Source organism: Micromonospora sp. NPDC005220, assembly GCF_040607895.1.
Lineage (GTDB): Bacteria > Actinomycetota > Actinomycetes > Mycobacteriales > Micromonosporaceae > Micromonospora.
In genome coordinates, this window is record NZ_JBEXHP010000006.1 from 28,697 (window position 1) to 50,319 (window position 21,623).

General features: G+C 70.6%; 19 protein-coding genes, 1 tRNA gene and 1 pseudogene. 10 read left to right on the forward strand and 11 right to left on the reverse strand.

The features are described 5' to 3' along the window. Positions 1-34: 34 nt before the first annotated feature. The gene (locus tag ABZU52_RS04305; RefSeq protein WP_354969653.1) at positions 35-706 is read right to left on the reverse strand and encodes a DedA family protein; all 672 of its coding nucleotides are present in this window, start codon (positions 704-706) and stop codon (positions 35-37) included. A gap of 61 nt (positions 707-767) precedes the next feature. Beyond that, a complete protein-coding gene (locus ABZU52_RS04310) occupies positions 768-1,382 on the reverse strand; it encodes a DUF1349 domain-containing protein (protein WP_354969654.1) in 615 nt (204 codons plus the stop codon). 78 nt (positions 1,383-1,460) lie between these two features. On the opposite strand from ABZU52_RS04310, the gene ABZU52_RS04315 reads away from it, so the two are divergent. Together ABZU52_RS04315 and fabG are read left to right on the forward strand one after the other, a co-directional pair. Then, the gene (locus tag ABZU52_RS04315; RefSeq protein ID WP_354969655.1) at positions 1,461-3,113 is read left to right on the forward strand and encodes an alpha-amylase family protein; all 1,653 of its coding nucleotides are present in this window, start codon (positions 1,461-1,463) and stop codon (positions 3,111-3,113) included. 43 nt (positions 3,114-3,156) lie between these two features. Next, positions 3,157-3,915, forward strand: coding sequence for a 3-oxoacyl-ACP reductase FabG (fabG, locus tag ABZU52_RS04320; RefSeq protein ID WP_354969656.1), 759 nt, complete (start codon positions 3,157-3,159; stop codon positions 3,913-3,915). 113 nt (positions 3,916-4,028) lie between these two features. On the opposite strand, the gene ABZU52_RS04325 is transcribed toward fabG, so the two are convergent. Further along, positions 4,029-4,445: a hypothetical protein gene (locus ABZU52_RS04325; protein WP_354969657.1), complete on the reverse strand. Its 417-nt coding sequence runs from the start codon at positions 4,443-4,445 to the stop codon at positions 4,029-4,031. Next, positions 4,438-4,865, reverse strand: a pseudogene (locus ABZU52_RS04330) (hypothetical protein). Before ABZU52_RS04330 ends, ABZU52_RS04325 begins: the two are co-directional and overlap by 8 nt. A gap of 837 nt (positions 4,866-5,702) precedes the next feature. On the opposite strand from ABZU52_RS04330, the gene ABZU52_RS04335 reads away from it, so the two are divergent. Next, a complete protein-coding gene (locus ABZU52_RS04335) occupies positions 5,703-6,605 on the forward strand; it encodes a Gfo/Idh/MocA family oxidoreductase (RefSeq protein WP_354969658.1) in 903 nt (300 codons plus the stop codon). A 199-nt stretch (positions 6,606-6,804) separates the two neighbouring features. On the opposite strand, the gene ABZU52_RS04340 is transcribed toward ABZU52_RS04335, so the two are convergent. Beyond that, positions 6,805-6,996, reverse strand: coding sequence for a DUF2795 domain-containing protein (locus ABZU52_RS04340; RefSeq protein ID WP_354969659.1), 192 nt, complete (start codon positions 6,994-6,996; stop codon positions 6,805-6,807). Between the two features lie 129 nt (positions 6,997-7,125). Between ABZU52_RS04340 and ABZU52_RS04345 the strand changes: the two genes are divergently transcribed. Next, positions 7,126-8,382 carry an erythromycin esterase family protein gene (locus ABZU52_RS04345; protein WP_354969660.1) on the forward strand — a complete coding sequence of 419 codons (1,257 nt, stop codon included), beginning with the start codon at positions 7,126-7,128 and terminating at the stop codon, positions 8,380-8,382. A 105-nt stretch (positions 8,383-8,487) separates the two neighbouring features. Here ABZU52_RS04345 and ABZU52_RS04350 read toward each other — a convergent pair whose 3' ends face one another. The 3 genes from ABZU52_RS04350 to ABZU52_RS04360 form a co-directional block, all read right to left on the reverse strand. After that, positions 8,488-10,713, reverse strand: a complete 2,226-nt coding sequence (locus tag ABZU52_RS04350; RefSeq protein WP_354969661.1) for an MMPL family transporter — start codon at positions 10,711-10,713, stop codon at positions 8,488-8,490. Continuing rightward, positions 10,713-11,300 (reverse strand): TetR/AcrR family transcriptional regulator, encoded by a 588-nt coding sequence (locus tag ABZU52_RS04355; RefSeq protein ID WP_354969662.1) that lies wholly within the window; start codon positions 11,298-11,300, stop codon positions 10,713-10,715. Before ABZU52_RS04355 ends, ABZU52_RS04350 begins: the two co-directional genes overlap by 1 nt. 102 nt (positions 11,301-11,402) lie before the next feature. Then, positions 11,403-11,837 carry a helix-turn-helix domain-containing protein gene (locus ABZU52_RS04360; protein WP_354969663.1) on the reverse strand — a complete coding sequence of 145 codons (435 nt, stop codon included), beginning with the start codon at positions 11,835-11,837 and terminating at the stop codon, positions 11,403-11,405. Between the two features lie 74 nt (positions 11,838-11,911). Here ABZU52_RS04360 and ABZU52_RS04365 point away from each other — a divergent pair, with 74 nt between their 5' ends. The 5 genes from ABZU52_RS04365 (at position 11,912) to ABZU52_RS04385 (ending at position 17,727) form a co-directional block, all read left to right on the forward strand. Continuing rightward, positions 11,912-13,399 (forward strand): MFS transporter, encoded by a 1,488-nt coding sequence (locus ABZU52_RS04365; protein WP_354969664.1) that lies wholly within the window; start codon positions 11,912-11,914, stop codon positions 13,397-13,399. A 31-nt stretch (positions 13,400-13,430) separates the two neighbouring features. After that, the gene (gene ligD / locus ABZU52_RS04370; protein ID WP_354969665.1) at positions 13,431-14,390 is read left to right on the forward strand and encodes a non-homologous end-joining DNA ligase; all 960 of its coding nucleotides are present in this window, start codon (positions 13,431-13,433) and stop codon (positions 14,388-14,390) included. A 69-nt stretch (positions 14,391-14,459) separates the two neighbouring features. Next, positions 14,460-14,909: a helix-turn-helix transcriptional regulator gene (locus ABZU52_RS04375; protein WP_354969666.1), complete on the forward strand. Its 450-nt coding sequence runs from the start codon at positions 14,460-14,462 to the stop codon at positions 14,907-14,909. A gap of 5 nt (positions 14,910-14,914) precedes the next feature. Next, on the forward strand, positions 14,915-15,325 hold the full coding sequence (locus ABZU52_RS04380) for a VOC family protein (protein ID WP_354969667.1): 411 nt from the start codon (positions 14,915-14,917) through the stop codon (positions 15,323-15,325). Positions 15,326-15,354: 29 nt separating this feature from the next. Then, positions 15,355-17,727 carry an excinuclease ABC subunit UvrA gene (locus ABZU52_RS04385; protein WP_354969668.1) on the forward strand — a complete coding sequence of 791 codons (2,373 nt, stop codon included), beginning with the start codon at positions 15,355-15,357 and terminating at the stop codon, positions 17,725-17,727. A gap of 53 nt (positions 17,728-17,780) precedes the next feature. Here the strand turns inward: ABZU52_RS04385 and ABZU52_RS04390 are convergent, their stop codons facing one another. Continuing rightward, positions 17,781-18,944 carry a nuclear transport factor 2 family protein gene (locus ABZU52_RS04390; protein ID WP_354969669.1) on the reverse strand — a complete coding sequence of 388 codons (1,164 nt, stop codon included), beginning with the start codon at positions 18,942-18,944 and terminating at the stop codon, positions 17,781-17,783. Between the two features lie 97 nt (positions 18,945-19,041). Here ABZU52_RS04390 and ABZU52_RS04395 point away from each other — a divergent pair, with 97 nt between their 5' ends. Beyond that, positions 19,042-19,977 (forward strand): LysR family transcriptional regulator, encoded by a 936-nt coding sequence (locus ABZU52_RS04395; protein WP_354969670.1) that lies wholly within the window; start codon positions 19,042-19,044, stop codon positions 19,975-19,977. Positions 19,978-20,315: 338 nt separating this feature from the next. Here the strand turns inward: ABZU52_RS04395 and ABZU52_RS04400 are convergent. Continuing rightward, positions 20,316-20,387, reverse strand: a tRNA-Arg gene (locus tag ABZU52_RS04400). A gap of 377 nt (positions 20,388-20,764) precedes the next feature. Next, positions 20,765-21,457: a winged helix-turn-helix domain-containing protein gene (locus ABZU52_RS04405; RefSeq protein ID WP_354969671.1), complete on the reverse strand. Its 693-nt coding sequence runs from the start codon at positions 21,455-21,457 to the stop codon at positions 20,765-20,767. Between the last annotated feature and the right edge of the window lie 166 nt (positions 21,458-21,623).

The window sequence follows — 21,623 nt, forward strand, 5'->3', positions numbered from 1 at the left end:
CGCTCCGGGCGCCGGCGGCACGCGGCAACGCGGATCAGCGACCGGCGGTCACCGACCGCCGGTCGTCGCGCTCCCGACGCTTGCGGACCTTACGGATCACCCAACTGACCACCATCACCGCGAAGACCGCGCCGATGGCGTAGTTGAACCAGTCGCTGTAGCGGGCCACGTCCTGCCACTGGCTGCCCAGCGCGTACCCGGCGCCCACGATGAGACCGTTCCACACGCCGCTGCCGATGGTGGTGAGCAGGATGAACTCGCCCAGCGGCATCCGGTTGGCCCCGGCCGGCACGGAGACCAGGCTGCGGACCACAGGCACCACCCGGCCGATCAGCACCGCCCACCGACCGTGCCGCTCGAACCACCTGTCGGCCTTCTCCAGGTCGTCGCGATCCACCAGCGGGATGTGGTCCAACCAGCGTTTGAGCCGTTCCTCGCCGAGCGCCGCCCCGAGCCAGTAGAGCACCAGCGCGCCGACCAGCGAACCGACCGTCGCGGCCAGCATCACCACGACGACGTTGAACTTGCCCTGGTGCGCCAGGAAGCCGGCGAGCGCCAGCACGATCTCGCTGGGGATCGGCGGGACGATGCTCTCCAACGCCACCAGCAGCGCCACGCCGACCGGGCCCATCGCCTCGATCACCGAGGCCACCCAGCCGGTCAACCCGGTGAACTCGGACGGGTCGCCAGCCTGGGCGTACGCCATGGTCGTCCTTCCGGTCGGCTCGGCTTTGGGGATCGGAGGGCCATACCCGCCTGGGCCCGATCTACACCTCCGGGTGCAGCGCGGTGTCCGCCGGCCCCTGTCGCCAGCCGGTGAACACCACCGTCAGGCCGGCGCGGGACGGCGCGCAGCAGAACGGGCCGGCCATCGCGTCGGCCGCCGGGTCCAGCGGGGCGAGGCGGACCAGTTGCCACGGCTCGTCGTCGACCCGGGCGCGGACGGTCAACGCGTCACCGGCCCGGCTGACCCGGACGGTCACCTCCCGACCCGCCCACGCCGGGATCGGCCCCACCGACCAGTCGGAGAACTCCCGGGTCACCACGGCGCCGAGCTGCACCTCGCCGTCGCTGATCTCGACACCGGCCTTGGTCCAGGTCCGTTCGTCGACCCGGACGAACGCGCCGGCCTGGTCGAACTGCGCCGAGAAGTCGAGCCGGAAGCTCACCTCCATGGCGGTGCCCACCGGCAGCGGCGCCAGCAGGGCCGGGCCGTTGTCGTGGACGAAGCCGTAGCTGGTCCGCCGCCAGAAGTCGCTGTCCGCCGCCGGCTCGACGACCAGCTCACCGGCCGGGCCCTCCTCGACGCGTACCGGCGGGTGCAGCCAGCTGCCCCGGGACCAGTCCAACAGTTCGCTCGGCGGTACGAGGTCGTTCTCCATGACGGCACGGTAACCAACGCCGCCGGACACCCGCGGAACGGGTTTGCCGCGGTGATCAATCGGAGATGTTCCTTCGGCATGGGTGACCGTTGGTATTCCGAAGCCGTCGTCTACTGCCTCGACATCGACACGTACGCCGACTCAGACGGCGACGGGGTCGGTGACATCCGTGGGTTGATCGGGAGGCTGGACTACCTGGCCCGGCTCGGGGTGACCTGCCTGTGGCTGCACCCGATCCACCCGTCGCCCAACCGCGACGACGGCTACGACGTCACCGACTTCTACAACGTGGACCCGCGCTTCGGCACCCTGGGTGACTTCGCCGAGCTGCTGCACCAGGCGCAGAACCGGGGCATCCGCGTGATCATCGACCTGGTGGTCAACCACACCTCCGACGAGCACCCGTGGTTCCAGTCCGCCCGATCGTCGCCGGACTCGCCGTACCGGGACTGGTTCGTCTGGTCCGACACCGAGCCGGCCGACCGGCACCAGGGCATGGTCTTCCCCGGCGAGCAGAAGGAGACGTGGAGCTACGACCGGACCGCCAAGGCGTGGTTCTACCACCGGTTCTACAAGTTCCAGCCGGACCTCAACTTCGCCAACCCGGAGGTCCGGGCCGAGGTCAAGAAGATCATGTCGTTCTGGCTCCAGCTCGGTGTCTCCGGCTTCCGGATGGACGCGGTGCCGTTCATCATCGAGCTGACCGAGCCGGGCAACCCGAACTCGCCGAAGGACTTCGAGTTCCTCACCGAGATGCGCCAGCACGTGCAGTGGCGGCGCGGCGACGCCGTCCTGCTGGCCGAGGCGAACGTCGAACCGGACCAGCTGCCCACGTTCTTCGGCGACACCAGCGGCTCCGGCAACCGCATCCACATGCTGTTCGACTTCATGCTCAACGGTCGGCTCATGCTCGCCCTGGCCCGCGAGGACCCGGAGTCGCTGATCGAGGCGCTCCGCGACACCCCGAAGCTGCCGGTCGGTGGGCAGTGGGCCACCTTCCTGCGCAACCACGACGAGATCGACCTGTCCCGGTTGACCACCGAACAGCGCAACCAGGTGTACGCCAAGTTCGGCCCGGACGAGACCATGCGCATCTACGACCGGGGCATCCGTCGCCGGCTCGCCCCGATGCTCGGCAACGACCGACGGCGCATCGAGCTGGCGTACGCCCTGCAGTTCTCGATGCGCGGCACGCCGGTGCTGCGCTACGGCGAGGAGATCGGGATGGGCGAGGACCTGTCGCTGCCCGGTCGGGAGGCGATCCGTACCCCGATGCAGTGGTCGTACCAGCCGAACGCCGGCTTCTCCACCGCGGACCCGGAGAAGCTGGTCCGGCCGGTGATCGACAAGGGTGAGTTCGGCTACCAGAACGTCAACGTCACCGCCCAGCGCAGCGACTCGAAGTCGCTGCTCGCCTGGTTCGAGCGCATGATCCGTACGCTGCGGGAGGCCCCGGAGATCGGTTCCGGCTCGACCACCCACATCGACGTGGCGATGCCGGCCGGAGTGCTCGCGCACCGGGCCGACGGGCCGACCGGGACGATGGTCTTCGTGCACAACCTGGGCACCGACGACGTCGAGGTGGACCTCAGCAGCCTTGAGCCGGAGGCCGACCTGCCGATCGACGTGCTCGCCGACCGGGGCTACGGCGAGTTGGGCAAGCTCGGCGCGGTGAAGGTCTCCGGCCACGGATACCGGTGGATTCGCCTATGCCGGGGTCGGGGGTTCTGACGTTAAGCTCCTCCGATCGACCCCAAGTTACCCGGAGGTAGTCATGTCGGAGGAGTCCCGCGTCGCCATCGTCACCGGAGCCGCACGCGGCATCGGCGCGGCCACCGCCCGACGGCTGGCCGCCGACGGCATGGCCGTCGCCGTGGTCGACATCGAGGAGGCGGCCACCAAGGAGACGGTGGACGCCATCGCCGCGGCCGGCGGCCGGGCGCTCGGTGTGGGCGCCGACGTGTCCGACCGGGACCAGGTCGAGGCGGCGGTGAGCCGGGTCGCCGCCGAGCTGGGCGCGCCCACCGTGCTGGTCAACAACGCCGGTGTGCTCCGCGACAACCTGCTGTTCAAGATGACCAGCGCCGACTGGGACACGGTGATGGGAGTGCACCTGCGCGGCGCGTTCCTGTTCAGCCAGGCCGCCCAGAAGCACATGGTGGACCGGAAGTGGGGGCGGATCGTCAACCTCTCCAGCACCTCCGCGCTGGGCAACCGGGGCCAGGCGAACTACGCCGCCGCCAAGGCCGGTCTGCAGGGCTTCACCAAGACGCTCGCGATCGAGCTGGGTCCGTTCGGGGTGACCGCGAACGCGGTCGCACCCGGCTTCATCGTCACCGACATGACCGCGGCCACCGCCGCCCGCATGAAGGTCGACTTCGACGACCTCCAGAAGCACGCCGCCGCCGAGATCCCGGTCCGTCGCCCGGGCCGGCCGGAGGACGTCGCGCACACCATCTCGTTCCTGGCGAGCGAGGGTGCCGGCTTCGTCTCCGGTCAGGTCATCTACGTCGCGGGCGGCCCACGGGGCTGACAGGTACTCCCGACGAGGGCGCTCCCGGAAACGGGGCCGCCCTCGTCGTTCAGTCCTCGCCGGGTGCGCGCCGGCCAGACCGCTACGCGGCCGTCAGCGGGGTGCGCGGCGGGTCAGGCGGGTGTGCGGCGGGTGCGCCAGAGCCAGATCAGGCCGAGCACCGGCAGCACCAGTGGGATGTAGCCGTACCCGCTGCCGAACTGCGACCAGACCGTCTCGTCCGGGAACAGCTCCTTGTCGACCAGGCTGAGGACGCCGACCGCGACCACCCCGACCAGCTCCACCGAACAGCACGCCACCGCGACCCGGCGGCCGATGTGCCCGGCGCGGGCCAACCCCACCGCCGCCACGATGTAGATGAGCGCGGCCACCGCGGAGAGCAGGTACGCCACCGGCGCCTCGTCGAACTTGGTGGCGATCTGGAGGCCCGCCCGACTCGTCGCGGCGATGGCGAAGAGCAGGTAGACAGCGATCAGCAGCCGACCCGGGCCGGAGTTCGTACGCTGCCGAGCCGGTTCTGTGTCAACCACCGAGCACCTCCCAGGTCTGCTGCAACCGGACCACCACCACCGGGGCCACCAGGCAGACCGCGCACACGATCGCCGAACCCCAGCGGGTCGGTTCCATCCGGGCCAGCACCCAGGCCAGTGGCGGCAGGCACACCAGCGTGACCAGGTAGCCGAAGAAGGCGCCGGGCTCGCCGGGCCGATCCCCGCCGCCGACCGCGACGAGCGCCAGCACGCTCAACACCAGCAACGCCACTTCGAGTACGGCCAGACCGACGAACTGCATCCGGTCCGGTGGCCGGTGGCGTACCGCCGCCACCAGCGCCCACGCCGCGACGAGCAGCGACAGCACGATCGGCACGGTCGCGACGATCCCGTCCACCGGTGAGTCGGTGCCCACGCTGGTCACCGGACCCACCCGGTCGTTGCCTCAGTCACCGGCACAGCCTACTAACCGTCGTAGTAATCGGTTGACCCCGCCTGGCCACTGCCCGCTTGGCCGTTCCCTGCTTGGTCGCTGGCTGCTTGGTCGCTGCCTGCTTGGTCGCTGCCCGCCTGGCCACTGCCCGCTTGGCCGTTCCCTGCTTGGTCGCTGGCTGCCTGGTTGCTGGCCGTCTGGCTGCTGCCGGTCTGGTCGTCTTCGGGGCCGGGCGACTCCGGGCCTGGCTGCTCCCGGCGTCTCTGCTGGGGGTCGGCCGTCTTGCGCCGCCCGTCGCACGCCGTCTCGGCCCCGTTTCGGCTCTGTATCGTGAGATCTTGGACAGTTTCCGTTAGCAGCTAACGGAAACTGTCCAAGATCTGCGAGCCGCCATCGACCGAACCCCTTCTTTGCCTGCCGGACGACCTGGCAGCGCGTCATATCCAGCCGCGACCAGCGAGCGGGTGCCTACGGCGGGACGTGGCCGCGCCCGCCGCTCCTGTCGACCTGGCCTGGGTTGGGCGCGCGAGAGCTGCCGAGCACATGGCGCGTGAAAGCTGCCGAGCGCAGGGCGCGTGAAAGCTGCCCCGCACATGGCGCGTGAAAGCTGCCCCGCACATGGCGCGTGAAAGCTGCCGTGCACATGGCGCGTGAAAGCTGCCGCGACTGACGCGCGTCAGGTGGCGGGTGGGCCGCCCCAGAGCTGGAGGTCTACAGCCATCGACCGAACCGGGTCCGACCTCTGCGACATGGGCCGTGAGCTGCGCCGGTTGGTCGACCCGCCGCCGGTTCCCCCGGTCGGGCGACTAGCGTGGATCAGGTCCGTGGCGTTGCCGCGGTGCGGGGAGACAGCGGAGGTACACGTGCTGCGGTTCGGTTTGTTCGGCACCGGTCACTGGGCGATCGAGACGCACGGGAAGGCGCTGCACGCCCATCCCGACGCGGAGCTGGTGGGGGTGTGGGGTCGCAACCCGGAACGGGCGTCCGCGCTGGCCGAGCGGTACGGGGTGCCCGCCTACGCCGACGTCGACGCGCTGATCGAGCAGTGCGAGGCGATCGCGGTCGCCCTGCCGCCGGACATCCAGGCCGACATCGCGGTCCGGGCGGCCCGCGCCGGTCGGCACCTGCTGCTGGACAAGCCGCTGGCGCTCAGCGTGGCCGACGCCGACCGCGTGGTGGCCGCGGCCGATGAGTCCGGTGTCGCCTCGGTCGTCTTCTTCACCCAGCGGTTCCAGCCGAACGTGACAGCGTTCCTCGCCGCCACCGCCGCCGCCGGGGGCTGGCAGCACGGCCGGACCACCGCGTTCGCCTCGATCTTCCAGGACGGCAGCCCGTACGGCGGCTCGCTGTGGCGTCGGGAGCACGGGGCGCTCTGGGACATCGCCCCGCACGCCCTCTCGATCCTGCTGCCGGTGCTGGGCCGGGTGACGCAGGTGGCGGCGATGGACGGACCGAGCGGGATGGTGCACCTGCTGCTCACCCACGAAGGCGGTGCCACGAGCAGTGCTTCGCTCTCCCTGGATGCCCCGACCGAGTCGATGGCTCGGGAGTTCGTGTTCTACGGCGAGAACGGCATCGAGAACGTCCCGTTCGGCGAGAACGACCCTGCCATCGCGTTCGGCGTCGCCATCGATCAGCTCATCGAGCAGGTGCGGGCCGGCACCCAGGACCACCGCTGCGACGTCCACTTCGGCCGCGAGGTCGTCGCCATCCTCGCCGCCGCCGAAACCGCCCGCACCGAATCCCGCACCATCCCCCTCCCCTAACCCCACCCACCAGTCCAGGTTGATCAAGAGGTTTGCGTCACGACACGCCACTCGGCATGACGCAAACCTCTTGATCACCGGGCCGGGCCGAGCCGGGCCGGGCCGAGCCGGGCCGGGCCGGGCCGAGCCGGGGCGGAGCCGGGGCGGAGCCGGGGCGGAGCCGGGCCGGGGGCTGGGTTGGGCGGGGCTGGTTGGGCTGTTAGGTGAGGGTGGAGAGGGCTGCGTTCAGTTCGTCGGGGGAGTTGAACTGCTCTGGTGGCAGGGCCTGCAGCATCTGCAACATCGCCGTGCTGGCGCCGTTCTCCTGTCCCCAGCGGATCAGGTCCTCCCGCGAGACCGGGTAGTCGAGCCCGGCCAGGTACTCCTGCAACTGAACGCCGGTGACGGTCATGTCGGTCGGCTACCCGCTCGCGGTGGTCGTACACCGGCTTGGTTGGGCCTACGACGGCCCCGGCGGCCGGCGTGTCGGCCCGCGACGCGCGCAACGGTTTGCCGCAGCGGCGGCCGGGTAGCCGCTGGCATGCTGGTTCAGCGGCTCGGCGCGCCGAGCGACTTCGACCCGATGCTGGAGCGCGTTCGCGACGCCCGGGTGGTGATGATCGGAGAGTCCACCCACGGCAGCTACGACTACTACCGGTTGCGTGAGCAGCTCACCCGCCGGTTGATCGCGGAGTGCGGCTTCTCCTTCGTGGCGGTGGAGGGTGACTGGCCGGACTGTGATCGGGTGCACCGCTCGGTGACCGCCGCGCCGGGTGGCGCGCTCGAACCGCAGCTCGCCCTCGAGCAGTTCGAGCGGTGGCCGACCTGGATGTGGGCCAATGCCGAGGTGGCCCGGTTCGCCAGCTGGCTGCGGGCCTGGAACGTGGAGCGGCCGGAGGGGCAGCGGGCCGGGTTCCACGGGCTCGACGTGTACAGCCTCTGGGAGTCGATGCAGGCGATCTTCGACTACCTGGGGGAGGAGGACCCGAAGTCGCTGGAGGCGGCGCAGGACGCGTACCGGTGCTTCGAGCCGTACGGCAAGCGGGTCGAGGAGTACGGCGCGGCCAGCCGGTTCGTCTCCGCCCGCTGCGAGGAGGAGGTCGTCCGGCTGCTGGCCCGGACCCGTGAACACGCCCTCTCCGACGGCCCGGATCGCTTCTCGGCCTGGCAGAACGCCGAGGTGGTGGCCGGCGCGGAGCGCTACTACCGGGCGATGGTGGCCGGCGGCCCGGACTCGTGGAACATCCGCGACACCCACATGCAGGACACCCTGGACCGGCTGCTGGACCGCTACGGCCCCGACGCCCGGGGCATCGTCTGGGCGCACAACACGCACGTCGGGGACGCGCGGGCCACCGACATGGCCGCCGACGGGATGGTCAACATTGGTCAGTTGGCCCGGGAGCGGCATGGAGAGGACGCGGTGGCCCTGATCGGCTTCGGCAGCTACCGGGGCACGGTGATCGCCGCACCCCGGTGGGGTTCGCCTCCCGAGGCGATGGTGGTGCCCCCGGCCCGGGAGGGATCGATCGAGCGGCGGTTGCACGAGCTGATGCCGGAGCGGGCGGTGCTGATCTTCGGCGGCGACGATCAGCCGGGCTGGGTCACCGACACCGCGGACCACCGGGCGATCGGGGTGGTCTACGACCCGTCCTTCGAGTCCTGGGGCAACTACGTGCCCACCCGGCTCGGCGACCGCTACGACGCCTTCATCTGGTGCGACGACACCACGGCCCTGCACCCGCTACCGGTCCCGGCCGCCTCCGGCGAGATGGAGACCTACCCGGCGGGCGTCTGACGCAGCGCCTGATCGCGCCGATCATGGAGTTGTGGTGCTGGACGAAGGCCTCTCATCGGGGCACGACGGGCACCACAACTCCATGATCGACAATGGTGGTGCGGGTCAGACGTGCGTGGGGGTGCGGTCTTCGAGGTGCTCGCGTAGGCCTTCGCCTTCGATGTCCACGTTGGGCAGGGCGCGGTCGAGCCAGCGGGGGAGCCACCAGGCACGGTCGCCGAGCAGGGACATGACCGCCGGCACGATGGTCATCCGGACCACGAAGGCGTCGATGGCCACGCCGATGGCGAGCGCGAAGCCCATCGACTTGATCACCGGGTCCTCCAGGAACACGAAGCCCCCGAAGACCGAGATCATGATCAGCGCGGCGGCCGTGACCACCCGTGCGCCGTGCCCCATGCCGCTGATGGTGGCCTGTCGGGCGGTCTCACCGTGGACGAAGTCCTCTCGCATCCGGGACACCAGGAACACCTCGTAGTCCATGGCGAGCCCGAACAGGATGCCGATGAGCAGGATCGGCAGGAAGCTGATCAGCGGGCCGGGCGTGTCCAGGCCGACGAGGTCGGCGAGGTGTCCCTGCTGGAAGACGGCCACCGTGATGCCGAACGTGGCGGCGACGGTGAGCAGGAAGCCCAGCGCCGCCTTGATCGGCACGAGAAGTGAGCGGAACACCAGCATCAGCAGCAGCACCGAGAGCCCGACCACCAGCAGCAGGTAGATCGGCAGCGCGTCGGAGAGCTTCTCGGAGACGTCGATGCCGATGGCGGTGACGCCGGTGAGCAGCACGTCCGCGTCGGGGATCCCACTGACCGCGCCACGGATGTCGTGGACCAGGGTCTCGGTGGCCTCGTCGGTCGGGCCGGTCTTCGGCACCACACCGAGCAGTGCGGTCCGACCGTCCGGGCTGAGCTGGGGCGGGGCCACCGCGAGGACGTTCTCGGTGCGCTGGAGCAGGGCGGTCACCTGCGGCACGGCGGCCGAGGTGGCCTGGGGCGTGTCACCGGCGACGACCACCGCGAGCCGGCCGGTGAAGCCCGGTCCGAAGCCCTCGACGGTCAGGTCGTTCGCCACCCGGGCGGGTGAGCCGACGGCCGCCGTCGCGGCGCCCGGCAGGGCCAGCCGCATGTCCGGCGTGGGCAGCGCGAGCAGCCCCAGGCCGAGCAGGCCGACCAGGATGACGGGTACGCGGAACCGGGTGACCAGTCGCGCCCAGCGGAAGCCGAACCGGTTGCGGTCCTCGGTGGTGGTCGTCTGCGCGGCCGGCCGATCGGTGATGTCCGAGTCGTCCTCGTCGTCGGCGGTGCTGTCGGTGGCGACGGCGCGCAGCCGGCGGGGGAGCACCCGGCGACCGGCGAAACCGAGCAGTGCCGGCTGGAGGGTGATGGCGACGAGTACGGCGACGGTGACCGTGCCGGCGGCGGCGAGGCCCATCACGGTGAGGAACGGGATGTCCACCACGGCGAGCCCGGCCAGGGCGATGACAACTGTGGCGCCGGCGAAGACCACTGCCGAGCCGGCGGTGCCCACGGCCCGGCCGACCGCCTCCTCCGGGGACAGGCCGTCGAGCAGGTTCTGCCGGTGCCGGGAGGTGATGAAGAGCGAGTAGTCGATGCCGACCGCGAGACCGAGCATCAGCGCCAGGATGGGTGCGGTGCTGGTGAGCTGGACGACACCGCTCAGCGCGAACAGGCCGGCCATGCCGACGCCCACGCCGATCAGCGCGTTGAGCATGGTCATGCCGGCGGCGACCAGTGAACCGAACGTGATGATCAGGACGATCGCGGCGACCAGTACGCCGAGCGCCTCGGTGGAGCCGATCTCCGGCTCACCACCGAGCACCTCGCCACCCGGGGCGACCTGCCAACCCTTCGCCTCGGCGGCAGCACCGACCTTCTCGTACGCGGTGCGCTGCTCGTCGGTCACCTCGTCGCCGCCGGTGGCGAACTGGACCTGGACCAGCGCGTACCGGCCGTTGGGCGAGACCGCGCCGACCTGGAACGGGCTGACCGCGCCGACCACGCCGGGCAGTGTCGAGGCCTCCTGGACCAGCTCCTGCACCACGCCCTGACCCTCGGGGGTGGCCAGTTGGCCGTCGGCCGGCGCCTTGACCGCGATGGTGCCGGTGGCGCCGCTGGCCGCGGGGAACTGGTCGGCCAGCAGGTCGAGCGCGCGCTGGCTCTCGGTGCCGGGCATGGTGAAGTTGCTCGCCGTCGGGCCGCGCAGGGTCGCCGCGGCCAGGCCGGCGACGACGAGTACGACGAGCCAGAGCGCGACGACGAGCCGTCGCCGGCGCAACGCGCCCCGGCCGAGCCGGTAGAGCAGGGTGGCCATCAGGAGTCCTTGTCCTCGGTCGTGGGTGGTTGGGGCAGAGGTGCGTCGACGGGTTCGACGGCCCGCCGGACGAGGGTGAGCAGGGCGGAGCGCAGGTCGTCGTCGGTGATGTCGGCGAACTCGCCGCACGCCTCGGAGATCCCGGCGAGCAGCACCAGCGCGGCGATCCGCGCACCGGGCCGCTCGGAGTGCCCGGCCAACGCGTCCCGCAGCCGGTCGGAGATCTGCTGGATGTGCGCGAAGGCCGGCTGGCACAGCAGCTCCGGGAACTCGCCGCGCAGCACGGCGATCTCCCGCCGGAACCGGACCGCGAGGTCGACGAAGCCCTGTGCGGCGACCTCCTGCGCGGCCGCTCCGGTCAGGCCGGCAAGTCGGTCGTCGAGGTCCCGCAGCACGTCGATAGCGGGGGCCATCAGCTCGGCGAGCAGGGCTTCCTTGTTGGCGAAGTGGTAGAGCACGGTGGCCTTGGAGCAGCCGACCTCACGGGCGATGTCCTGCAGGGAGGTGCCCCGGTAGCCGGTCACCGTGAACTGCCGCGCCGCCGCGGCGAGGATCTCGCCGTGCGTACCGGGTACCGCTCGAACCATGGCCGGTCCACCTCCCGCAAACCAGCATGCCTGACCGATCGGTCAGACACTGACCGATCGGTCAGACGGAAGCGGTGGCGTTCACCACACCCCGCGAGGGGTTTACCCGGCGTGCTCGGCGTCGTACCTGGTCCGCGCCTCGGCGATGGCCCGGCGGTGCCGTTCGGCCCAGCTGGTCAGCGCGACAAGCGATTCGTACAGCTCCAGTGCCATCGGGGTGGCGGTGTACTCGACCTTGGGTGGGACGGTCGGATAGACCGTGCGGCGCAGCAGGCCGTCCCGTTCCAGATTGCGCAGCGTCAGCGTGAGCATCCGGCGGCTGATGCCCTCGATGTGCCGCTCCAGCTCGGTGAAGCGCACCGGCCCGTTCGAGGCGGCCACCAGGATGCCGATGCTCCACTTGCCGCCGACCCGGTCGAGCACCTCGCGGACGGTGCACGCCCGCGCCTGCCCCGGGGTGAACGGCACGTTCTCGGCCGCGCAGGTCAACTCGGCCTCGACCAGCACGGACACATCGCTGTTCCTCTGGGACATCACAGTGCCTCCTTCCGCTCCGGTTCATGGTCACAGACGATGACCTCGGTAACAAACCGTGCACCAAGGAGGTTTTCATGGACCGTGTCGTCCCGTCCCGCTGGCCAGCGCTGCTGGTGCTCTGCGCCGGCAGCCTGATGATCATTCTGGATGGCACCGTCGTCGCGGTGGCGCTGCCCGCCGTGCAACGCGACCTGGGCTTCACCGCCGCCGGTCTGGCCTGGGTGGTGAACGCCTACCTGGTCGCGTTCGGCGGGCTGCTGCTGCTGCTCGCCGGCCGGCTCGGCGACCTGCTGGGCCGGCGCGGGGTCTTCCTGGCCGGCGTCGCGCTGTTCACAGTGGCCTCGCTGGCCTGTGCGGTCGCCACCGGGCCGGCCCTGCTGGTGGGCGCGCGGTTCGGGCAGGGCGTCGGCGGGGCGCTGGCGATGGCGGTCGGCCTCGGCATGATCGTCCGGCTCTACCCCGATCCGGTCGAGCGGGCCCGCGCCATCGCCGTCTTCAGCTTCACCGGCGCGGCCGGCGCGTCGGTCGGCACGGTCGCCGGAGGGGTGCTCACCCAGGCCGCCGGGTGGCGGACGATCTTCCTGGTCAACGTGCCGATCGGGGCGGCCATCCTCGTCGCGGCCCTGCGCCGGCTCCCGGCCGAACGGGGGATCGGCCTGCGGGCCGGCCTGGACCTGCCCGGCGCGCTGCTCGCCACCGCCGGTCTGATGGCCGCCATCCTGGGCATCGTGGGGACGGGCGAGCACGGCTGGACCAGCCCCCGGACCCTCGGCGCGATGGCAGTCGCTGCGCTGCTGCTCGGCGGGTTCGCGCTGCGCCAACGGGTGGCGGCCACCCCACTGGTGCCGTCCCGGGTGCTGCGCATCCCGGGTCTGGTGGCGGCGAACGCCGTGCAGTTCCTCATGGTCTGCGCGTACTTCGGGTTCCAGTTCCTGCTCGCCGTGGAGCTGCAACTCGTGCTGGGGCTGGACGCCGCCGCGACCGGCTGGGCCTTCCTGCCCACCCCGGTCGTGATCGCCGTGGTCTCGCTCGGCCTGGCTGGTCGGCTGATCGCCCGCTGGGGCGCCCGGACTGTCCTGCTGGCCGGGCTCGCCCTGGCGACGGTCGGCTTCCTCCTGCTCGCCCGGCTGCCCGCCGACGGCGCCTACGTCGTCGACGTACTCCCGGCGATGTTGATCTTTGGGGTGGCCGGTGGCCTGACCCTGCCGGCGGTCACCACGGTGGCCATGGCCGGCGCGACCGACACCGACGCTGGTCTCGCCTCCGGTCTGGCCAACACCACCCAACAGGTCGGTGGGGCGGTCGGCCTGGCCGTGCTGGCCACCCTGGCCGCCGCCCGCAGCGACGGGCTGCGGGCCGTCGGTTGGGCCGAGACCGCCGCGCTCGCCGGCGGCTACCGGACCGCGTTCGCCGTGGCCGCCGGTCTCGTGATCGCCGCGTGGCTGGTGGCACTGACCACGCTGCCCCGACGCTCGACCGGGCCGTCGGCGGCCACCGATCCGTCGGCCCCCGCCACGGTGGGTGCCGGAACCGATCCGTACCGAAGCGCCGCGTCCGGTTGACCGACGGCGGCGAGGCCGGGAGGGTGGTCGGGTGAGTGAGGCCGACGAGACCCGGGACGGCGTGGCCCTGACCAACCTGGACCAGCCGCTGTCCGACCGCGACGACGCGACAAAGCGTGACCTGGTCGACTACCTCGACGCGGTCGGGGACCGGATCCTCCCGCACCTGCGGGGCCGGCCGCTGTCGGTGATCAGGGTCCGCCCCGGCCAGCCGCCGTTCATGCAGAAGAACCTGCCCCGCTACACCCCGGACTGGGTCCGCCGGGCCCAGATCTGGGCGGAGGCGTCGCACCGGGAGATCTCGTACGCCCTCTGCGACGACCGCCGCACCCTGCTCTGGTTCGCGAACCAGAGGGCGGTCGAGTACCACCCGACGCTGGCCACCGTGGCGGATCTGCACCGGCCGACCCACCTGGTCCTCGACCTGGACCCGCCGGACGGCGACGGGTTCCGCGCGGCGGTCGACGCGGCCCTGCTGGTGCGCCAGGCGCTCGCCGACGCCGGCCTGGCCGGTGCGGTAAAGACCAGCGGCGCCAAGGGCGTGCACGTCTTCGTCCCGGTGACCGACGAACCCACGGCCGAGGAGTTGGCCGCCGCCACCCGGGCGCTCGCCGTCCGCGCCGAGCGGCTCGACCCGGCGCTGGCCACCACTGCGTACATCAAGGAGGACCGGGGTGGCCGGGTCTTCGTGGACGCCACCCGGGCGGGCGGGGCGACAGTGGCCGCCGCGTACAGCCCCCGGCTGCGCCCCGGCATGCCGGTCTCGTTCCCGGTCGACTGGGCCGAGCTGAGCGAGGTGACCCCCGCCGACTTCACCATCCGGACCGCGCCGGCGCTGCTCGCCGACGGTGACCCCTGGTCCGCGCTGATGCCGGCCCCGCAACCGCTCCCCGCGGACCTGGTCGCGGAGGGGCGGACCATCCCGGTGGCCCGGGTGCAGGCCATGCACGAGGGCAAGCGCCGGGCCCGCGCCCGTCGCGAGGCCGGCTGACCGCTCGTCAGCCCCCCGCCCGCGCCCGACGACGGCGGTTTGTCGGTGGGTTGTGGCACGATTTCCCAGGTGAGCAGCAAATCCGACGCGACCCAGCGACTGGCCGACCTGGCTCGACTGCGCCGGGTCCGCGACCGGATCGACCGGCAGTACGCGTCTCCGCTGGACGTCGAGGCGCTCGCCCGTGGCGCGCACATGTCCGCCGGGCACCTCAGCCGCGAGTTCCGGCTCGCCTATGGCGAATCGCCCTACAGCTACCTGATGACCCGACGGATCGAGCGGGCGATGGCCCTGCTGCGCCGGGGCGACCTGAGCGTCACCGATGTCTGTTTCGCGGTCGGATGTTCGTCGCTGGGCACCTTCAGCACCCGCTTCACCGAGCTGGTCGGCGTGCCGCCCAGCGTCTACCGGCGGCAGGCGGCCCAGGCGACGGCGGGGATGCCGTCGTGCGTGGCCAAGCAGGTGACCAGACCGGTCAGGAATCGAGAAGCGCGGGTCACCGCGGCGCAACTAGCGTGACCAGCATGGACATCACCATTCACTCCAGTTTCCTGCCGCACACCGACCCGGACGCCTCGCTGGCCTTCTACCGCGACATCCTCGGCTTCGAGGTCCGCCTCGACGTCGGCTACGAGGGGATGCGGTGGATCACGGTCGGGCCGGTCGACCAGCCCAGCACGGCCATCGTGCTGCACCCACCGACCGCCAACCCCGGCATCACCGACGACGAGCGGCAGACCATCCTCGAGCTGATGGCCAAGGGCAGCTACTTCGGCGTCAACCTGGCCACCACCGATCTCGACGCCACCTTCGCCAAGCTGGAGGCCAGCGACGCCGAGGTCGTCCAGGAGCCGACCGAGCAGCCGTACGGCGTGCGCGACGCTGCCTTCCGGGACCCGGCCGGCAATATGGTCCGCATCCAGGAAGTGCGCTGAACCGTCCGCGCGCGACACAGGGAGACACGATGAGCACGGCCAGCAAGCCGCACGTCGCCGACAGCCATGACCTGATCCGGGTGCAGGGCGCGCGGGTGAACAACCTCAAGGACGTCAGCGTCGAGATCCCGAAGCGGCGGCTGACCGTGTTCACCGGTGTCTCCGGCTCCGGCAAGAGCTCGCTGGTGTTCGGCACCATCGCGGCCGAGTCGCAGCGGATGATCAACGAGACCTACAGCGCCTTCGTGCAGGGTTTCATGCCGACGCTGGCGCGGCCCGAGGTCGACCTGCTGGATGGCCTGACCACGGCGATCATCGTGGATCAGGAGCGGATGGGCGCCAACTCCCGCTCCACCGTCGGCACCGCCACCGACGCCAACGCGATGCTGCGCATCCTGTTCAGCCGGCTCGGGCAGCCGCACATCGGCTCGCCCAACGCGTACTCCTTCAACGTCCCCTCGGTGAAGGCGACCGGTGCGATCACCGTCGATCGCGGCGCCGGCAGGACGAAGACCGAGAAGGCGACCTTCAACCGTCTCGGCGGCATGTGCCCGCGGTGCGAGGGCATGGGCGCGGTGACCGATATCGACCTGTCGGCGCTCTACGACGACAACCTCTCGCTCAACGAGGGCGCGATCACCATCCCGGGTTACAGCATGGAGGGCTGGTACGGCCGGATCTTCCGGGGCTGCGGCTACTTCGACCCGGACAAGCCGATCGCCAAGTTCAGCAAGCGGGAGCTGCACGATCTGCTCCACCGGGAGCCCACCAAGATCAAAATCGATGGGATCAACCTGACGTACGCGGGCCTGATCCCGTCGATCCAGAAGTCCTTCCTGGCCAAGGACATCGACGCGTTGCAGCCGCACATCCGCGCCTTCGTGGAGCGCGCGGTGACCTTCACGACCTGTCCCGACTGCGCCGGCACCCGGCTCAGCCAGGAGGCCCGGTCGTCGAAGATCAAGGGAAGGAACATCGCCGACGTGTGCGCGATGCAGATCAGTGACCTGGCCGCCTGGGTGCGCGAGATCGAAGAGCCGTCGGTGGCCCCGCTGCTGGCGGGCCTGCAACACCTCCTCGACTCGTTCGAGGAGATCGGGCTGGGTTACCTGTCGCTCGATCGGCCGTCGGGCACCCTCTCCGGTGGCGAGGCGCAGCGCACCAAGATGATCCGCCATCTCGGCTCCTCGCTCACCGACGTCACCTACGTCTTCGACGAGCCGACGATCGGGCTGCACCCGCACGACATCCAACGGATGAACGAGCTGCTGCTCCAGCTGCGCGACAAGGGCAACACAGTGCTGGTCGTGGAGCACAAGCCGGAGGCCATCGTGATCGCCGACCACGTCGTCGATCTCGGTCCGGGAGCTGGCACCGACGGCGGCACGGTCTGCTACCAGGGCACCGTGGCGGGCCTGCGGGCCAGCGGCACCATCACCGGCCGCCACTTCGACGACCGGGCGACGCTCAAGGAGACGGTGCGGACGCCCACCGGCAAGCTGGAGATCCGGGGCGCCACTGCCAACAACCTCCAGGACGTGAACGTCGACGTACCCCTCGGGGTGCTCGTCGTCGTGACCGGCGTCGCCGGCTCCGGCAAGAGTTCGCTCGTGCACGGGTCGATCCCGGCCGGCGCGGGTGTGGTCTCGATCGACCAGGGCGCGATCCGCGGCTCACGGCGCAGCAACCCGGCCACCTACACCGGGCTGCTCGACCCGATCCGCAAGGCGTTCGCGAAGGCCAACGGTGTGAAGCCGGCGCTGTTCAGCGCCAACTCCGAGGGCGCCTGCCCCACCTGCAACGGCGCCGGCGTGATCTACACCGACCTGGGGATGATGGCCGGCGTCGCCGCCCCCTGCGAGGACTGCGAAGGTAGGCGGTTCCAGGCGTCGGTGCTGGAATACCGTCTCGGCGGGCGCGACATCAGCGAGGTGCTCGCGATGTCGGTGACCGAGGCCGAGAAGTTCTTCGGTGCCGGCGAGGCGCGTACGCCGGCAGCGCACGCCATCCTCGACCGGCTCGCCGACGTCGGGCTCGGCTACCTGAGCCTGGGTCAGCCGCTCACCACCCTCTCCGGCGGCGAGCGGCAACGACTCAAGCTGGCCACCCACATGGCCGAGAAGGGCGGCGTCTACGTCCTCGACGAGCCGACCACCGGCCTGCACCTGGCCGACGTCGCGCAACTGCTCGGCCTGCTCGACCGCCTGGTCGACGCCGGCAAGTCGGTGATCGTCATCGAGCATCACCAGGCGGTCATGGCGCACGCGGACTGGATCATCGATCTCGGCCCCGGCGCCGGCCACGACGGGGGCCGGATCGTCTTCGAGGGCACACCGGCCGACCTCGTCGCCGCCCGCTCCACCCTCACCGGCGAGCACCTGGCGGCGTACGTCGGCGGCTGACGGGCTCCTGCTCAGGCGGTGGGTGAGTGCAGCGGCGCCTAACTTCCCGTCCTTCAGGCGCTCCGGTGGTAAGCCTTGTTGGCGATGCGCCAACTGTCGTTGACGCGGACCAGCAGAAAGACGTCGGTGAAGGTGTCCGCGCCATGCCAGAGCGTCATCGAGGCGGTCGCAACGGTGCCATGGACGTCGATGGCGTCGATGCGGCGGGAGCGGGTTGATTCGTCCGGGGCTGGCAGACCGCGAAAGAGGGCGCAGTATTCGTCCAGGCGCCACGACACGAATTCGCCATCCCGGATTCCCTCGATGTGGGCGGTGGGCAAGAACGCGTCGCGGAAGTGGGCGGGGTCTGCGGTGGCGTGTCCGCGGATGTATGCGCGTAGCGGTTCGAGTACCGCATCACCCACGGCGGGGACGGTGGCGGCAACGGCGATGTCTGCCTCAGGGTCGGCAGGGGTGTCGGCCAGATCGGCTGCGTTGTGCAGGGGCGTGTTTGACGCGGCGGCCAGCAGTGCCATGTCCTTGGCCAGGGCGCCGATCGTAAATTCGGCAGTGGCCGTGGCGGCGGTCGGCTGATTTGTGAGGAAGGTTCGCTTGCGGGCGACGAGCCCGCCGAGCTGGCCGAGTTCGAGGACGTCCAGCACCTTGTCACGTGGCAGGCCCAAGGCGTCGGCTTGCCGCAGTGAGTCGCGCAGCGCGAAGACGGCGCCCGCGAGACTGCTGTTGGCGACCAGCTTGAGTGTGGCGGCGGTTGCGACGTCGTTGACGTGCCGCACGGTGCCGAGCGCTTCCAGAACCGGCCGGACACGATCGAGCGCGTCTTGGTCGGCGGCGGCGAAAATCTGCAGCGCGCCGGCGGCGGCAGCCGGTACGGAGCCGAGCACGGGTGCGTGGACGTAGGACGGACCGAGCCGCCGGGCCATCCGCGACGCCTCTTCGGGCGCGATCGTGCTGGTGTTCAGCACGATCGTGTCCGTTCGCAGCGATCTGCGGACCCGTTCGAGGACCTGTTCGCACGCTTTGCCGTCGAACAGAGCCAGGAGCGCGATGTCGGCCTTCGCCACAGCCTCGTTCGGGTCGCCGGTCGTCTCGACAGCGCCAACCGTGCGCCCGGAACGTGTCCAACCGACGACGTCCCAGCCGTGGTCGATGAGTCGTGTCGCTATCGCGGAGCCCATGCGGCCCAGGCCGAGGACGGCGATCGTGTGCGGTGCGGTCATGGATCCCACTGTCGGGCACCGCGACGGATGCGACAAGCGCAGAGTTGGCAGGGCAGCGATGCGGGTCACGCATATCGGCGCTGGGCATACTCGTGCCATGGAGTTGACTGCGTGGCGGACGTTTGTCATGGCTTGCCAGCTCGGATCGCTGTCGGCGGCGGCCGCCGAACTCGGTTACACACAGTCCGCCGTCTCGCGGCAGATCGCCGGGCTGGAGCGCCGACTCGGAGTGCCGCTGGTGCAACGGCACGTGCGCGGCGTGCGTCCGACGCCTGCCGGCGGGGTGTTTCTTCACCACGCCTTGGTCGTGCTGAAGGAGATCGACCGCGCGGTAAGCGCCGTACGGGATGCTGTGGACGGGGCGCTCAGCCGGCCGCTGACCGTCGGCGCGACTCCGTCTCTGGCTGCCGGGATAGTGCCCGCCGCGATCCGCCGCTTGCTGGACAGCGCCGGCCCTCTCCGGTGGAGCCTGTTGCCCGGGCTGAGCGCACAACTGCACGACCGAGTGATCGCCGGCGATCTCGACCTCGCCGTTGTCACCGACGCGCCACCGGGGTTACCCAACGACCCGCGTGTCGAACGACGGTTCCTGGGAATGGACGAGATGGTTGTCGTGCTGCCCGTCGGCCATCCGTGGGCCGGGCGCGGTCCGGTGCACATTCAGGCGCTTGCCAACCAGACCTGGGTCGAGGACAACGACGGCTCGGCCGCGCTGCTGCGCCAGCACGCCGCCCGCGCCGGAGTCACCACGCATATCGACCTCACTGCGGCCGATCTGCCCGGCAAGGTAGCCCTGGTAGCAACCGGCCACGCCATCGCCCTGATACCCGGGGTGCTGACGTGCGCGCTGCGAACCGACGTCACTACGGTGACTCTTGTCGATCCCCCAACCCGCGGCATCTACATGATCACACCACGTCGCGACCCACACCCATCCGCGACGCCACTGTTCGACCAGTTCGTGTCAGCATTCGGGCACGCCGACCCACCTCAGCCGCGTCGCCCGGCTGAGGTGGAGGCACGTCCCTGGTGATGCGTACGGCGCGTGCGGCTCCGCGCACAGCGCCAAAGCGGGTGCGCCTGTCGAGCACGACAGTTCGGAGAAGCCGCCGACCTGAGGCTTGGGCACGCGCTTGCAAGCCAGCCGTCAAACACCTGTGGTGCGCTGGCGGAGGAACCGTGACCACCCTGAGCGAGGTCACATGCCCGATCCTGCCGCGATCCGGGTGCTTTCGGCGTCCGCACATTGAGGCAACACGCCGATGCCCCGGCCGGGCGGCCGGGGCATCCTTGATCGTCTAATCCCACGCGAGGCTGACTTTCACGATCAGTGATCGACCGGTCGCATTTCGCGTTTGCAGTTCTGTGATGTGCCCCCGGCAGGATTCGAACCTGCGCCCCCGCCTCCGGAGGGCGGTGCTCTATCCCCTGAGCTACGGGGGCTCAGCGACTGGAGAAGACTAGCAAACGTCCCCTGCGTACGCCGAATCGGTATCGGGTGAGCCGATCGGGTCGGCCCGGCCCACCCGGTGCCTGGACGATCTATTCCAAGGGACCTGACCGCCGACGCCCGTTGGTTGGAAACGTGTCGCGGCGAGTCGACCTCCGGCTGCGACAGGGACCAGATACTCCCGTGCGGCACGACCTCGGGCCCGCTCCACCCGCCATCGCCGGCAATCTTGGACACTTTCCGTCAGCTGCTAACGGAAACTGTCCAAGATCTACCCGGTCAACCGCCTTGGAAGGCGTCGCCGGCACGGTCTTCGACTCTCAGGCGCACCACCACCACCCCCGCTCACCGAACCCTTGGAATAGATCGTCTAGGCGGCTACCGCTCGCCCGCAGCTGGGCAGCGGGTGCAGGACGATCCGCCGGGGAAGCCGGCGGGGCCACTCGTTGCGGGGCCAGGAGCCGTCCACGATCAGGTGGACGGTGCGCTGCTCCTCGCCGCTGAGCCGCAACACGAAATCGCGGGGGAGCGGCGGGTCCACCGTCGGTGTGGTGATCATGAAGCGCACCCGACCGCGGGACGACACGGCAGAGATCACGTCGGCCGCCGGCATGGTGCCGCGTAGCCGGATCCGGCCGATCCAGTAGACCTCCGCGAGGTGCTCCTGGGCGGCCCGGGTGATCGCCGGGTACTCGCTGCGGACCCAGCGCTCGACCGCGCTCACGCAGAGCCCACAGGCCCGCTCGCGCGGCTCGCGCGGACCCAGCCCCCAGGCCCGCAGGTACGCCCCGACCGCGCCGGCGTCCAACGGCAGGTCGAAGCGCCGCTGGATGAGCGTCGTGAGGCTCTGCCGCGTCCACAACTCCTCGTCCAGGCCGAACTCGTCGGGGTGGACGCCCCGCAGTGTGTCGATCAGTTCGAGTTCCTGTTCACGGCTGAGCATTCCCGGCTCGCCCTGCCGCTGTCCGCGACGGACGGCTGCCACCGCCCCGTCACCGCCGATGGTGTGGCGTCGGCACCAACTGGTGACCGAACGCCGTGCGTCTCTGAGTGCAACCCCCACGTCTTGCGCAACGAGCCCGAATCACTACTGGTCACGATATGTGGGGAGAAAACTCTCTAAGCGACGTAATCACCTGTGCGACGCAAAACGACCACAAGGTATGAAGTTGGGCGATCGGGTCACGCGTGTGGGCCCGGCCGCCTTGATCGACTCGGGTTCCTGGAAG